Source organism: Mesorhizobium sp. P2_D5 (assembly GCF_056404355.1).
Genome location: NZ_JBFUEE010000001.1, coordinates 969915 through 983473 on the forward strand (window position 1 = coordinate 969915; position 13559 = coordinate 983473).

General features: G+C 63.2%; 12 protein-coding genes and 1 pseudogene. 9 read left to right on the forward strand and 4 right to left on the reverse strand.

Annotation, left to right across the window (positions count from 1 at the left end):
• Positions 1-11 precede the first annotated feature (11 nt).
• Both AC1DYW_RS04630 and AC1DYW_RS04635 read right to left on the reverse strand, forming a co-directional pair.
• Positions 12-2453, reverse strand: coding sequence for a GcvT family protein (locus AC1DYW_RS04630; protein WP_477225262.1), 2442 nt, complete (start codon positions 2451-2453; stop codon positions 12-14).
• A complete protein-coding gene (locus AC1DYW_RS04635) occupies positions 2450-3337 on the reverse strand; it encodes a phosphotransferase (protein ID WP_457152734.1) in 888 nt (295 codons plus the stop codon). The genes AC1DYW_RS04630 and AC1DYW_RS04635 overlap by 4 nt, the downstream gene beginning before the upstream one ends.
• 421 nt (positions 3338-3758) lie before the next feature.
• Between AC1DYW_RS04635 and AC1DYW_RS04640 the strand changes: the two genes are divergently transcribed.
• Positions 3759-4535 carry a DeoR/GlpR family DNA-binding transcription regulator gene (locus tag AC1DYW_RS04640; protein WP_095082659.1) on the forward strand — a complete coding sequence of 259 codons (777 nt, stop codon included), beginning with the start codon at positions 3759-3761 and terminating at the stop codon, positions 4533-4535.
• Between the two features lie 92 nt (positions 4536-4627).
• Here AC1DYW_RS04640 and AC1DYW_RS04645 read toward each other — a convergent pair.
• Positions 4628-4804: pseudogene (locus AC1DYW_RS04645) on the reverse strand (ATP-binding protein); the annotation flags it as partial.
• A 104-nt stretch (positions 4805-4908) separates the two neighbouring features.
• Between AC1DYW_RS04645 and AC1DYW_RS04650 the strand changes: the two are divergent.
• Positions 4909-5814, forward strand: coding sequence for a LysR family transcriptional regulator (locus tag AC1DYW_RS04650; protein WP_457154613.1), 906 nt, complete (start codon positions 4909-4911; stop codon positions 5812-5814).
• Positions 5815-5818: 4 nt separating this feature from the next.
• On the opposite strand, the gene AC1DYW_RS04655 is transcribed toward AC1DYW_RS04650, so the two are convergent.
• Positions 5819-6301 (reverse strand): helix-turn-helix domain-containing protein, encoded by a 483-nt coding sequence (locus tag AC1DYW_RS04655; RefSeq protein ID WP_457154614.1) that lies wholly within the window; start codon positions 6299-6301, stop codon positions 5819-5821.
• Positions 6302-6377: 76 nt separating this feature from the next.
• Between AC1DYW_RS04655 and AC1DYW_RS04660 the strand changes: the two genes are divergently transcribed.
• From AC1DYW_RS04660 to AC1DYW_RS04690, 7 genes are all read left to right on the forward strand, one after another.
• Entirely contained in the window at positions 6378-7223 is an 846-nt protein-coding gene (locus AC1DYW_RS04660; protein WP_477225263.1) for a class I SAM-dependent methyltransferase, read from the forward strand.
• 216 nt (positions 7224-7439) lie between these two features.
• Positions 7440-8594, forward strand: a complete 1155-nt coding sequence (locus tag AC1DYW_RS04665) for an ABC transporter substrate-binding protein (protein WP_477225264.1) — start codon at positions 7440-7442, stop codon at positions 8592-8594.
• 190 nt (positions 8595-8784) lie between these two features.
• Positions 8785-9783, forward strand: coding sequence for an ABC transporter ATP-binding protein (locus tag AC1DYW_RS04670; RefSeq protein ID WP_095082651.1), 999 nt, complete (start codon positions 8785-8787; stop codon positions 9781-9783).
• Positions 9780-10748: an ABC transporter permease gene (locus tag AC1DYW_RS04675; protein ID WP_457154419.1), complete on the forward strand. Its 969-nt coding sequence runs from the start codon at positions 9780-9782 to the stop codon at positions 10746-10748. The genes AC1DYW_RS04670 and AC1DYW_RS04675 overlap by 4 nt, the downstream gene beginning before the upstream one ends.
• A complete protein-coding gene (locus AC1DYW_RS04680; protein ID WP_477225265.1) occupies positions 10738-11553 on the forward strand; it encodes an ABC transporter permease in 816 nt (271 codons plus the stop codon). Before AC1DYW_RS04675 ends, AC1DYW_RS04680 begins: the two co-directional genes overlap by 11 nt.
• Positions 11554-11582: 29 nt before the next feature.
• Positions 11583-13010, forward strand: coding sequence for a gamma-aminobutyraldehyde dehydrogenase (locus tag AC1DYW_RS04685; RefSeq protein WP_477225266.1), 1428 nt, complete (start codon positions 11583-11585; stop codon positions 13008-13010).
• Between the two features lie 38 nt (positions 13011-13048).
• On the forward strand, positions 13049-13534 hold the full coding sequence (locus AC1DYW_RS04690; protein WP_477225267.1) for an ester cyclase: 486 nt from the start codon (positions 13049-13051) through the stop codon (positions 13532-13534).
• Positions 13535-13559: the final 25 nt, after the last annotated feature.

Sequence of the window (13559 nt, forward strand, 5' to 3'; positions counted from 1 at the left end):
TTGACCCCGATCTACGCTTTGACCCTGGCGGCCGTCGGGTCGTACATCGGCTCGAGATGGATTTGGGCCGGCGTCCGCTCCATCGCCACGACCAGTTCATAGTCGCCCGAGGCGAGAAAATCGTCGCTCACCCCGTCGCCGTTGCGCACGTAGCCGTAGCCGATGTTCCGGCTCACCGTGTAGCCATAGCCGCCGCTGGTGAGATAGCCGACCGGCTCGCCATTGCGCAGGATGGTCTCGCGGCCAAGCAGCACGATCTCCGGGTCAACGACCGTGAAGCCGGCAAAGCGTTTCTTCAAGGCCGCGCCGCTGGTCTTCTCGAGCGCGCGTCGTCCGACGAAATCGGTGTTCTTGCGCAGCTTGACCGCCCAACCCAAGCCGGCTTCCTGCGGCGTGTCGTTGGGCGTGATGTCGGAGCCCCAGGCGCGATAGCCCTTTTCCAGCCGCAGCGATTCCAGGGCGCGATAGCCGACCGGGCGGATGCCGTGCTTGTTGCCGGCCGCCATCAGTGCATCGAAGACTTCGCCTGTCGCCTCGATCGGCACATGCAGTTCCCAGCCGAGTTCGCCGACATAGGTGACGCGCAGCGCCCGAACTGTGTGGCCGGCAATGGCAATCTCACGCACATGGCCGAACGGGAAACTGGTGTTCGACACGTCGGCTTCGGTCACGGCAGAAAGCACGTCGCGCGCCCGAGGCCCCATCAGCGACAGCGTGCCGAATTCCTCGGTGACATCGACAAGCGTGGCATCGAGCCCTTCGCCGATATGGTCGCCGATCCATGACAGATCATGGGTGCGGAACCCGGTGCCGGTGACGATGTAGAATTTCTCCTCGGCCAGTCGCGCCACGGTCAGGTCCGCCTCGATGCCGCCGCGCGTGTTGAGAAGCTGCGTGTAGGTCAGCCGGCCGACAGGCTTGCTGACGTCGTTGGCGCAAATCCAGTCCAGCACCTTCAGCGCGTCGGGCCCGCTCAGTTCGTATTTGGCGAAGGAGGATTGATCGAAGATGCCGACCTTCTCGCGCACGTGCCGGTGTTCCTCGCCGACTGCCGCAAACCAGTTCTGGCGACCCATCGAATAGACATCCTGCGGCTCGACGCCTTCGGGCGCGAACCAGTTCGGCCGTTCCCAGCCAAGCTTCGAGCCGAACACGGCGCGCTGCTGTTTCAGCCTGCTGTAAAGGGGTGAGACGATGCGCGGCCGCCCGCTGGCGTACTCCTCATGCGGGAAGCCGAGCGTATAGTGCTTGCCATAGGCTTCCAGCGTGCGGTCGCAGACCCACTGCCGGTCCCGGTGCAGGTTGGAAAAGCGCCTGATGTCGACAACCCACAGGTCGAGCGGTGCTTCGCCGTCGACCACCCACTGCGCCAGCACCCAGCCGGCGCCGCCACCCGAGGCGATGCCGAAGGCGTTGAAGCCGGCGCCGACAAACATGTTGGCGCATTCGGGCGCCGCGCCGAGAATGAAATTGCCGTCCGGCGTAAAACTCTCCGGCCCGTTGATCATCTGCTTGACGCCGACGGTTTCGAGCGCCGGCACGCGCGCCATCGCTTGGCGCATGTGCTGTTCGAAATGGTCGTAATCGTCGTCGAAGAGCCGGAACTCCCAATCGTCGGGCACATCTCCGGTCGTCCAGGCCTGCGGGTTCGGCTCGTAGCCGCCCATCACCAGCCCGCCGACCTCCTCCTTGAAATAGGTGCGCCGGTCCGGGTCGCGGATGGTCGGCGCGTCGGTCGCCAGTCCATCGATCTTCTCGGTGATGATGTACTGGTGCTTCACCGGCTGCAGCGGCACGTTGATGCCGGCCATCGCACCCACCTGCCGCGCCCATTGCCCGGCGCAGTTGACCACCTTGTCGCAGGCAATGTCGCCCTTGCTGGTCTTCACCATCGCGATGCGGCCGTCCTTCATTTCGAAGCCGGTGACGCGCACATCCTCGAACAGTTTGGCGCCATGCATGCGCGCGCCTTTCGCCAGCGACTGCGTGATGTCCGAAGGGCTCGCCTGGCCGTCGGTAGGGAGCCAGGAAGCGCCCACCAAATCGCCGGTTTCCAGGAGCGGCCACATCGCCTTGACCTCCGCCGGCGACAGCAATTGCATGTCCATGCCGAAGCTTTTCGCCGTCGTCGCCAGCCTCTTGTACTCGGTCCAGCGGTCGGCATTGGTGGCCAGCCGCAGGCAGCCGGTCATCTTCCAGCCGGTGGCAAGGCCGGTTTCGGCCTCCAGCCCCTTGTAGAGGTCGACGGAATATTTGAGCACGCGGGTGATCGAGGCCGACGAGCGCAATTGCCCGACCAGCCCCGCGGCATGCCAGGTCGAGCCCGAGGTCAGCTTGCCCTGTTCGAGCAGCACCACGTCCGCCTTGTGGTCACGCGCCAGATGATAGGCCGTCGAACAGCCGATGATGCCGCCGCCAATGACGACGATCGCGGCCTGGCTGGGCAATGTCATGATTTTTGTATCCCGTACTTCGTTCTGTAGTTATCGAGCGCGGCTTCGAGCCGCGTCAGGTTCTCCTCGGTGTAGGCGACGTAGTCGATGCCGGGCGCGTCGAGATAGAGTTCGGACACCATGCTCCACATCGCCTCGCGCAGCAGCGAAGCGCATTGCATGGCCGCGTGCGAGCGGCGGATCGCCTGGTCCGGTTCCTTCATGAAATAGGCGGTCAGGAAGGCGAAGGATTCCTCGTCGCTCATGCCGGCATTCGAGGCTACGCCGGCAAGGTCAAACATCGCCGTGTTGAAACCGGCATACTCGAAGTCGATCAGCCATAGCCTGCTGCCGTCGTCAAGGATATTAGCCGGCAAAAGATCGTTGTGTCCAAAGACGATCGGCAGCAATTTCTGCGCGCGCTCCAGCTCGTCAGCCAGCGTGAGCAGGCGCGGCAATTCGCTGCGCTTGCGGCTGCCGCCTTCTTCAAGGGTCCGCGCATAGTCGCGAATGACATGGAACACCCAGAACATGAAGCCGGCGCCGGAGACGTGATTGGGCATCTCCCGGTGGAAACCGCGCATCAGGGCTGCGACACGACCAAGATTGGCGCGCACGTCCTGTGCAAGATAGGTTTTCGCACCAAGGTATTCCGTCACCAGGATGCCCGGTTCGGCATGGAGGACGGCTGGCGCGAAACCGGCGGCATGTGCCGCACGCGCGGTCATCACCTCACGCTCGCGAAAGACGTGATGGAACGGATAGTCCCTGCCGAAGCGCACGACGTGCTTTCCGGCGGCGTCCTTGACCACATAATTGGCGTTGCTGAGACCGCCCGGCAACGGCGCGATCTCGATGTTGCCGGTCCAGCAGGGCAGGGCGCGGATGCGGTCTTCTGCAATCACGGAATCATCCCTGGTTTGCTGAGCGTCGACTTTGCGGAGCGTCGGCAAGGGCGCCATGGACAGCCCAACGACAGCGAGGAGAAAATCTCGTCGGTGCGAGACGCCAGGATCGGTATCCCGCACCGCACCGACGAGCCCCTTGGCCAGGTTTTTGACCCCGGCATCCGCCCCCGCGGATCTGAAAATTCCTTGCGCCAGACACGTTCAAAACTGCCTGGCCAATGAGTTGCGGCTCTGCCATCACCCTCCCGTTGCAGCTCCGAACCCGTGTTTGTTGACTCAATTTCACGCCAAGGTTGCCTGCCTGTCAACAAAAAGTTGTGACTTTTTTCGGGTATTTTGCCCGAAAGCGCGGGCAGTTCCTTTAAAACCGCTCGAATTAGCTTAGAATCGGGCAAAGGGCTAAGTCCGGGAAACCCAAATGGTCCATTCAAAACGACACGGCGAGATCCTGCGGCTGCTGCAGGAAGAGGGGACCGTCACCATCGCCAGCCTGGCCGACCGGCTGGGCGTTTCACTCGAGACCGTGCGCCGTGACGTCAAGCCACTCACCGGTGACGGCTCCGTCCTCAAGATGCATGGTGCCATCGGCCTGCCGTCGATGATCGGCGAAGCGCCATTCGAACGGCGCATGCGCGAGAATGCCGATGCCAAGCGGATCATTGCCCGCATGGTCGCCGCCACCATCCGCGACGGTGAATCGATCATGCTCGACACCGGCACGACGACCTCGTTCCTGGCCCGTGAGCTGCTCGGCCACCGGCGCCTGACGGTCGTCACCAACTCGTCGGACATCGCCCGCACGCTGGCCACCGTCAACGGCAACAAGGTCTACATGGCCGGCGGCGAATTGCGCAGCGATTCAGGCGCTGCCTTCGGGGCCTCGGCCATCGACTTCGTCAGCCGCTTCTCGGTCAGCCATGCCATCATCTCCACCGGCGCCGTCGATGCGGTGATGGGCGTCATGGACTACGATCTGGAAGAGGCCGAGTTCGCCCGCATGGTGCTGTCGCGCGGCCAGCGTTCGCTCGTTGTCACCGATCACACCAAGTTCGGCCGCCTGGGTCTGGTCCAAGTCTGCGGCCTCGACGGGTTTTCCGAACTCGCCACCGACCGGTCGCCGTCGCGCGACATTGCCGCCGCCCTCTCGCAAGCCGGCGCTCGACTCAGCATCGCCGGCGACGCAGCCGGATTCTAGAGTCCGCAAGAGTCTGGCCGAACACGAGCAATTGGTGGACGCATACGGATCTCAAACGCGCCGCTGCGCGCGGTGGTCGCCTGCGGACATGCCTATGCCGTCAGAGCGCGAAAAGTCATCCTGAAGCAGGCACCGCTCGGTCTGTCGTCGAGGATCTCGATGCGCCCGCCATGCAATTGCATGATTTCCTGCACCAGGTTGAGGCCAAGCCCGGCGCCATAATCCTGCAGCCGGTAGAACGGCTCGAAGATGCGCTCCCGCTCGCCCGGTGCTCCCGGCGGCGTATCAGGCTGAGCTCGCAGCACAGTCACCAGTCACGGGATAAGCTCTGCCGTCGGCTTTCCTTCCCTTGCGCGCCGGTGTTTAGTCCGGCATGGCCTTCACCATTCGCCAGTTGCAGTTCTTCATCGCCGTCGCCGAGCAAGGCACGGTGTCGGGTGCCGCGCAGAACCTGTCGATCTCGCAATCCTCGGTCACCGAAGCGATCAAGGAACTCGAAAGCGATCTCGGGGTCGAACTGTTCGAACGCCATCCGCGCGGCCTGAACATCACCCACAAGGGCCATCAGTTCCTGCGCCATGCGACAAAGATCCTTGCCGACGTTTCGGACGCACGCCGCTCTTTCTCCGGCGAACAGGCAGCAGCGGGCGGCCGGCTGCAACTCGGCGTCACCTCGATGGTCGCCGGCTACGTGCTGTCGGATCTTCTTGCCCGCTACCGCCGCGCCTATCCCGGCGTCGAGGTCTCGGCCATCGAGGACAATGGCGACTATCTCGAACACCTCTTGATCGGCGGCAAACTCGACATCGCCGTCATGGTCACCTCCAACCTGCGCGACCGCACGGCACTGCAGTCGGAAATCCTCGAGGTCTCGGCCTATCGCCTCTGGCTGCCGCTCGGCCACCCGCTCGCCGGCGCCGACATCATCAGCATTGGCGACATCGCCTTCGAGCCGCTGATCATGCTGACCGTCGACGAGATCGAGGAGAACACCGGCAAGCTGCTCACGGCGATCGGCGCCAAGCCGCATGTCGCCTTTCGTACCCGTTCCGTGGAAGCCGTGCGCAGTCTCGTTGCCACCGGCGCCGGCGTGGCGCTGCTGCCCGACCTCGTCTACCGGCCCTGGTCTCTGGAAGGCGACCGCATCGAGTCGCGCGATATTTCCGGCTCCTTGCCGGTGGTCCAGGTCGGCATGGTCTGGCGCCGCGGGTCCGGTCTGCCGCAGGCGGCGCGCGATTTTATAGGCCTCGCTCAGTCGCAGCGCACGGTCCGCCGCTAGTGGCCTACTCCAGCCTGACGTCGCCGGTCTCGCGTCTGCGCCTTGTGACGGAAACCGCCTCCGCCTTGAACGACCCGATCGGAGCAACCTCGAAGCGGCCAGCACCGGCAAGCCTGACGGCGCGGCGGAACGTCGGACACTCCATCGGCCGGGCGGCCGGACATCGGGCGGCGTGACGCAAAGCCTCTCTGATCGCGGTCAGGCGCTGGATGGTATGGTCAAGTTCGTTCGCCTTGGCATCCAGGCGCTCCCGATCCATTTTCGGCAGGCCGTCGGGCCTCAGCATCGCGGAAATCTCGTCCAGTGCGAATCCACCGGCGCGTCCAAGCGTGATCAAAGCGAGCCGTTCCAGGACGGCCGGGTCGAACAAGCGGCGCAGGCCGCGACGGCCGATTGAGGCGATGAGGCCTTTCTCCTCATAGTAGCGAAGCGTCGAGGCGGGCACGCCGGTGCGGCGCGACACTTCAGCAATATCCATATCTTTCATGCTTGACCTCAAGTCGGCTTGAACTCGTAGAGTGCTCGCGACGATCAGTGAGAGCAACAGAAAAGCGAGGTCCGTTATGCCGCAATCCGCGCAGCCAAACACACGGCAAGCAGCGCTCTGGAACGACGCCAACGGAAAGGCCTGGGTTGAGATGCAACCGATCCTCGACCAGGTAATGGCGCCGTTCGAGCGGCTGGTAGTCGATGCCGGCTATCCCGGGGAAGGGGGCAATGTCCTGGACATCGGCTGCGGCGCCGGCGCCACGACTCTGGCGATGGCGCGCCGCGTGGGCAACGGCGGAAATTGTGTTGGGCTCGACATCTCGCAGCCGCTTGTCGCCTTGGCGACGAAACGCAAGGGGGCAGAAGAGGCAGCAAACGCAAGTTTTGAAGTGGGCGATGCCCAGACGTATGCGTTCGAAGTCGGGAACTTCGACGCTGTTGTCTCGCGTTTTGGTGTCATGTTCTTCGATGATCCCGTGGCTGCGTTCGCCAACATAAGACAGGCCGCAAGCCGCGGTAGCAAACTCGCCTTTGTTGCTTGGCGCAGTCCTGCCGAGAATGATTTTATGACGACCGCCGCGCGAGCGGCTGCGCCTTTCCTACCGCCCGCACCCGCACCGGACCCCGATGCGCCGGGGCAGTTTGCCTTTGCCAACGCCGCCAAGGTGAAGCGGATTCTTGAAGCGGGTGGCTGGTCGTCAATCGAAGTCGAACAGGTGGATGTCGCGTGTCAGATCGCCGAAGATGATCTGATAACGTTTGTCACCCGACTAGGGCCGGTCGGCGCCGCGTTACGTGAGGTTGACCGGGCAACGGCCGAAAAAATCACTGCGGTGTTGCCTGCTGCGTTCGCGCCTTTCGTAGAGGATGGTGAGGCTCGCTTCAACGCCGCCTGCTGGCTGGTGAAGGCGCTGGCTTGAAGGGGCATCGATCTATCGGAAAAACCGATATCGCCTTTCTGATAAATGAATTTGCGAAACCGGAATTTTCAAAGCACTTTCGGTCCAGGGACCAAAGTCGCCACCAGAGCGACATCAAGTCCAACGCACGAACTGACAGTTTTTCAGTCCGCGCGTGACCCCTAGCGAAGACCGAAACCGGCTTTCGGGGTCAGGCGCCAAAATGGGAGATCGATGATGAATTCATTCCTGAAGTCATGCACTGCTTTGACGGTCGCGCTGACCTTCTCCGGTCAGGCCGTCGCCCAGGTCAAGGAAATTGGCAAGGGCGAAGGTCAGGTCAACATCGTTGCCTGGCCGGGCTACATCGAACGCGGCGAAACCGACAAGGGTTATGACTGGGTGACCTCCTTCGAGAAGGAAACCGGCTGCAAGGTCAACGTCAAGACCGCCAACACCTCCGACGAGATGGTCTCGCTGATGAACGAGGGCGGCTTCGACCTCGTCACCGCATCGGGCGATGCATCGCTGCGCCTCGTTGCCGGCAAGCGCGTGCAGCCGATCAACACCGATCTCATTCCGAGCTGGAAGACTGTCGACGAACGACTGAAGGACGCCCCTTGGTTCACCGTCGGCGGCGTCCACTATGGCGTTCCCTATCAGTGGGGTCCGAACGTCCTGATGTACAACACCGAGGTGTTCAAGGAAGCTCCCAAGAGCTGGAACATCGTCTTCGAGGAAATGAAGCTGCCGGACGGCAAGTCCAACAAGGGCCGCGTCCAGGCCTATGACGGGCCGATCCATATCGCCGACGCCGCCAACTATCTGATGTTCCACAAGCCGGAACTCGGCATCAAGGATCCCTACGAGCTGAACGAGGACCAGTACAAGGCGGCGCTCGAACTGCTGCGCGTCCAGCGCACGCTGGTCGGCCGCTACTGGCATGACGCCGCCATCCAGGTCGACGATTTCCAGAACGAAGGCGTCGTTGCTTCCGGCTCGTGGCCTTATCAGGTCAATGCGCTGGTCGCCGCCAAGAAACCGGTCGCGTCGACCGTGCCGGAAGAAGGCGTCACCGGCTGGGCCGACACCACCATGATGGAGGCCGACTCCGCCAATCCGAACTGCGCCTATATGTGGATGGAACATTCCTTGTCGCCGAAAGTGCAGGGCGATGTCTCGGCCTGGTTCGGTTCGCTGCCGGTGGTGCCTGCAGCCTGCAAGGGCAACGAGCTGTTGACCGACGAAGGCTGCAAGACCAACGGCTACGACAATTTCGACAAGATCAAGTTCTGGAAGACGCCGGTGTCGAAATGCGCCACCGAGAACGACCAGTGCGTGCCCTATTACCGCTGGGTGTCGGACTATATCGGCGTCATCGGCGGGAGGTGATTTCGCCTCTTTGCTGAGCTCGGCGCTGCCCCTCACCCTTACCCTCTCCCCGTGAAGAACGGGGAGAGGGGGTCGCCAGCGTAGGGGCGCTTTCTTCTCCCCGTCACTATACGGGGAGAAGGTGCCGGCAGGCGGATGAGGGGCAGCGCAGCCGCTTGATTTTGATGAGCCTGACAGATCAGGACAACCCATGACCACCGCCGTTTCCTTTCAGAAAGCCTCGCGCCATTTCGGCAGCGTTCGCGCTGTCGATGCGGTCGATCTCGATATCGCACCGGGCGAGTTCTTCGCCATGCTCGGGCCGTCCGGTTCCGGCAAGACCACGTGCCTGCGCCTCATCGCCGGCTTCGAGCAGCCGACCTCGGGCTCGATCTCGATCTTCGGCGAACGCGCCGAGGGTGTGCCGCCCTATCGCCGCAACGTCAACACCGTGTTCCAGGACTACGCGCTATTCCCGCATCTGAGCGTGCTCGACAATGTTGCCTATGGCCTCATGGTCAAGGGCATCGGCAAGGCGGAACGGCACAAGGCGGCGGAAGAGGCGCTGTCGCTGGTGCGGCTGCCAGGCTATGGCGCCCGCCGCCCCGGCCAGCTTTCCGGCGGCCAGCGTCAGCGCGTCGCGCTTGCCCGTGCGCTGGTCAACCAGCCCAAGGTGCTGCTGCTCGACGAGCCGCTCGGCGCCCTCGACCTCAAGCTGCGCGAGAACATGCAGGAGGAGCTGAAGTCGCTGCAGAAAGTGCTCGGCATCACCTTCGTCTTCGTCACTCACGACCAGGGCGAGGCGCTGTCGATGGCCGACCGCGTCGCCGTCTTCAATGACGGCAAGATCATGCAGATCGGCACGCCGGAGGATATCTACCAGCGGCCGAAGACCCGCTTTGTCGCCGATTTCGTCGGTTCCTCCAACGTGCTGCCGCCGGATTTCGTCCAGCGCTATTGCGGCCAGCATCGCTGGGGCAGCCTGCGGCCTGAATCCATTCGCGTCGGCCGCACTGCAAGTGGCGAAGGCGTTTCCGCTCGCCTTGTCTCGACCAACTATCTCGGCGCCACGACAAAACTCGCGCTCGATGCCGACGGATTGAAGCTGCATGCGATCGTGCCGGCCGGCAACCCGCTGCCCGTGGAAGGCGAGGCGGTCGTGCTCACCTTCAACCGCGAGCACCTGCACCTGATGGACGAGCCCGTATGAGCCTCGACGCCGCCATCCCGCGCGCCACGGCGCCCGCCATCCTGCCGGGCAGCGGTGGCTTGCGCGGCGCGCTATCGGATCTTTTCTGGCGCAGACCCAAGGTTCTGCTGCTCCTCATGCTGCTGCCGCCGGTTCTGTGGCTCGGCATCGTCTATATAGGCTCGCTGTTCGCGCTGCTGGCGCAGAGCTTTTTCTCCATCGACGAGTTTTCCGGCCTCATCAACCGCCAGTTCACTTTGAAGACTTATGGCGACCTGTTCCAGGCTGCCAATCTCGACATCATCCTGCGCACGGTGACGATGGCGGCTCTGGTCACGCTGGCCTCGGCGATCATCGCCTTTCCGATCGCCTACTACGCGGCGCGCTATGCCCGTGGCCGCTGGAAGGCGCTGTTCTATCTCGGCATCATGCTGCCGCTATGGTCGAGCTATCTGGTCAAGATCTACGCCTGGAAGCTGATCCTGGCCAAGGAAGGCATCCTCACCTGGCTGTTCGGCAAGCTGCATCTGCAATGGCTGATTGACGCCTGGCTGTCGCTGCCGGTCGTCGGCGGCAATTCGCTGTCGGTGTCGTTCACCGGCACGTTCATCGTCTTCGTCTATGTCTGGCTGCCGTTCATGATCCTGCCGGTGCAGGCGGCGCTCGAGCGCGTGCCGGGCAATCTGGTCGAGGCTTCGTCCGATTTGGGGGCTTCGCCGGGACAGACCTTTCGCAATGTGCTGTTCCCACTGGCGCTGCCGGGCATCGTCGCCGGTTCGATCTTCACCTTCTCGCTGACGCTCGGCGATTACATCATCCCGCAGATCATCGGCACCTCGCGGCTGTTCATCGGCCAGGCGGTCTATTCCCAGCAAGGCACCGCCGGCAACATCCCGCTCGCCGCAGCCTTCACAGTCGTGCCGATCGTCATCATGGGCTTCTACCTCTGGGGCGCCAAGCGCATGGGGGCCTTCGATGCGCTCTGATGGTTCTCAGTCGGCTCCGCTCGGCCTGAAGATCGCCGCCGCCTGCGGTCTGCTGTTCCTGCATCTGCCGATCCTGTTGATCTTCATCTACGCTTTCACGACGGAGGAAAAGAGCTTTGTCTGGCCGCCGCCCGGCCTGACCACGCAATGGTTCGCCGTCACCTGGAACCGGCCCGACGTCTGGCAGGCGCTGTCGCTGTCCGTCAGGGTTGCCGCGATCTCGACGGCGATCGCGCTGGTCCTCGGCACGCTCTGTTCGGCGGCGGTGTCACGGACAAAATTCTTCGGCCGCGAGACCATCTCGCTGCTGGTCATCCTGCCGATCGCACTGCCCGGCATCATCACCGGCATCGCGCTGCGCTCGGCCTTTTCGCTGGCCGACATTCCATTCTCGTTCTGGACGATCGTGCTCGGCCACGCCACCTTCTGCGTCGTCGTCGTCTACAACAATGCCGTCGCCCGTTTCCGCCGCACCTCGGGTTCGATGATCGAGGCGTCGATGGATCTCGGCGCCGACGGCTTCCAGACATTCAGGCATGTCGTGCTGCCCAACATCGCCACCGCGCTGCTCGCCGGTGGCATGCTGGCCTTCGCTCTGTCCTTCGATGAGGTCATCGTCACCACCTTCACCGCCGGCCAGCAGCAGACGCTGCCGATCTGGATGCTGGAAGAGCTGATTAGACCGCGCCAGCGCCCGGTCACCAATGTCGTCGCGATGGTCGTCGTGCTGGTGACGCTGCTGCCGATCCTCGCCGCCTATTACCTGACGCGCGATGGCGACCAGATCGCCGGTTCGGGCAAGTAAATCCACGAATTCGTTAGGGAGAGACGTCCATGGACACCCAGATGCTGATCGGCTCGAAATTCGAGAAGGGCATCGAAACCGAGGAGCCGATCCTCAATCCAAAGACCGGGGCGACCATTCTCAACCTGCCCGAAGCCAGCCCCGCCCAGATCGAGGCGGCGGTCACGGCCGCCGAACAAGCGTTCGTCTTGTGGTCGCGCACAACGCCGGCGCAGCGCTCCGGCTATCTCCTGAAGATCGCAGACCGTATCGAGGCCGAGGCACAAGGGTTCGCGACGCTCGAGGCGCTCAACTGCGGCAAGCCGATCAACGCCGTGCTGAGTGACGAAATCCCAGCGATCGTCGATTGCTACCGCTTCTTTGCCGGCGCCGTTCGCTCGATGCCAGGCGTGGTCGCCGGCGAATATTTGCCCGGCCACACCTCGATGGTGCGCCGCGACGCCATCGGCATCGTTGCCTCGATCGCACCCTGGAATTACCCGCTGATGATGATGGCCTGGAAGCTGGCGCCGGCGATCGCCGGCGGCAATACCGTGGTCTTCAAGCCGTCGGAGCAGACCCCGCTGACGGCACTGAAGCTGGCAATAATCCTTGCCGAAATCCTGCCGGAAGGCGTCGTCAATGTCGTGCTCGGCCGCGGCGAGAGCGTCGGCAACACGCTGATCAATCACCCTAAGGTCAACATGATCTCGATCACCGGCGATGTGGCCACCGGCAAGAAGGTGCTGCAGGCGGCCGCCAAATCGGTCAAGCGCACGCACCTCGAACTCGGCGGCAAGGCGCCGGTCATCGTCTTCGATGACGCCGACCTCGGCGCGGTGGTCAACGGCCTGCGCGCCTTCGGCTATTACAATGCCGGCCAGGATTGCACCGCCGCCTGCCGCATCTATGCCGGCAAGAAGATCTACGACAAGCTTGTCGCCGATCTTTCCTCGGCTGTCTCGACCATCAAGTACAATCGCCCCGACGACACCGAAAACGAGATCGGGCCCCTGATCTCGCGCCGCCAGCGCGACCGCGTCTCGAGCTTCGTCGAGCGCGCCTCTGAACTGAAGCACATCGAGATCACCACCGGCGGCAAGCCGGGCGAGGGATCGGGCTTCTACTACCAGCCGACCGTCGTTGCCGGCGCGCTGCAGGAAGACGAGATCGTTCGCCGCGAAGTGTTCGGCCCGGTCGTCTCGGTCACCCGTTTTTCCGAGGTCGACGAGGCGGTGAACTGGGCCAATGACAGTGACTATGGCCTGGCGTCATCGGTATGGACCAAGGATGTCTCGCGCGCCATGGCGACGGCTGCCCGCCTGCAATATGGCTGTACCTGGATCAACACCCACTTCATGCTGACCAACGAGATGCCGCATGGCGGGTTGAAGCAATCCGGCTACGGCAAGGACATGTCGCTCTATGCGCTGGAAGACTACACCGCCGTGCGCCATGTGATGGTTGCTCACGGCTAGCGCGCTGAAGGAAGCCATCAACAAGGCAGGAAAGAACCATGCATCGCCGCAAATTTCTGACATCCGCAGCTGTCGCCGCCGCGCTCTTTGTCGCGGCGCCGTCCTTTGCCGCCGACACCGCGCAATCGGTGGTCGAAGCCTATGTCGCCGCCTGGAACGCCCATGACGCGGCCAAGGCGGCGGGCTACTTCGCCGCCGACGTCACCTACTACGACGCTTCTGTCGGCAAACCGGTCAAGGGCAAGGAAGCCGCCAAGACCGGCGTCATCGACAATTTCCTGAAAGCAGTCCCCGACGCGGCGTGGACGATGAAGGGCGCGCCTGTCGTAGAGGGCGACCGCGTCTCGTTCGAATGGGAATTTGCCGGCACCAATACCGGCGCCTGGGCCGACGGCACTGCCGCCGCAGGCAAGGAGTTCTCCTTCACCGGCGCCTCGATGTTCTCGATCAAGGACGGCAAGATCGCCACCCAGAGCGACTATTACGATGCGCTTGGCTTCTACAAGCAGCTTGGCTTGATGTAGTCGCCGCCTGCCCTTCTCCCTGTTG

Excerpts from the sequence above, each read along its gene's own strand:
- AC1DYW_RS04680 (WP_477225265.1), top strand. The coding sequence starts at position 10,738 with ATGCGCTCTGATGGTTCTCAGTCGGCTCCGCTCGGCCTGAAGATCGCC.
- AC1DYW_RS04660 (WP_477225263.1), top strand. The coding sequence starts at position 6,378 with ATGCCGCAATCCGCGCAGCCAAACACACGGCAAGCAGCGCTCTGGAAC.
- AC1DYW_RS04665 (WP_477225264.1), top strand. The coding sequence starts at position 7,440 with ATGAATTCATTCCTGAAGTCATGCACTGCTTTGACGGTCGCGCTGACC.
- AC1DYW_RS04675 (WP_457154419.1), top strand. The coding sequence starts at position 9,780 with ATGAGCCTCGACGCCGCCATCCCGCGCGCCACGGCGCCCGCCATCCTG.
- AC1DYW_RS04685 (WP_477225266.1), top strand. The coding sequence starts at position 11,583 with ATGGACACCCAGATGCTGATCGGCTCGAAATTCGAGAAGGGCATCGAA.
- AC1DYW_RS04655 (WP_457154614.1), bottom strand. The coding sequence starts at position 6,301 with ATGAAAGATATGGATATTGCTGAAGTGTCGCGCCGCACCGGCGTGCCC.
- AC1DYW_RS04630 (WP_477225262.1), bottom strand. The coding sequence starts at position 2,453 with ATGACATTGCCCAGCCAGGCCGCGATCGTCGTCATTGGCGGCGGCATC.
- AC1DYW_RS04650 (WP_457154613.1), top strand. The coding sequence starts at position 4,909 with ATGGCCTTCACCATTCGCCAGTTGCAGTTCTTCATCGCCGTCGCCGAG.
- AC1DYW_RS04690 (WP_477225267.1), top strand. The coding sequence starts at position 13,049 with ATGCATCGCCGCAAATTTCTGACATCCGCAGCTGTCGCCGCCGCGCTC.
- AC1DYW_RS04670 (WP_095082651.1), top strand. The coding sequence starts at position 8,785 with ATGACCACCGCCGTTTCCTTTCAGAAAGCCTCGCGCCATTTCGGCAGC.
- AC1DYW_RS04640 (WP_095082659.1), top strand. The coding sequence starts at position 3,759 with ATGGTCCATTCAAAACGACACGGCGAGATCCTGCGGCTGCTGCAGGAA.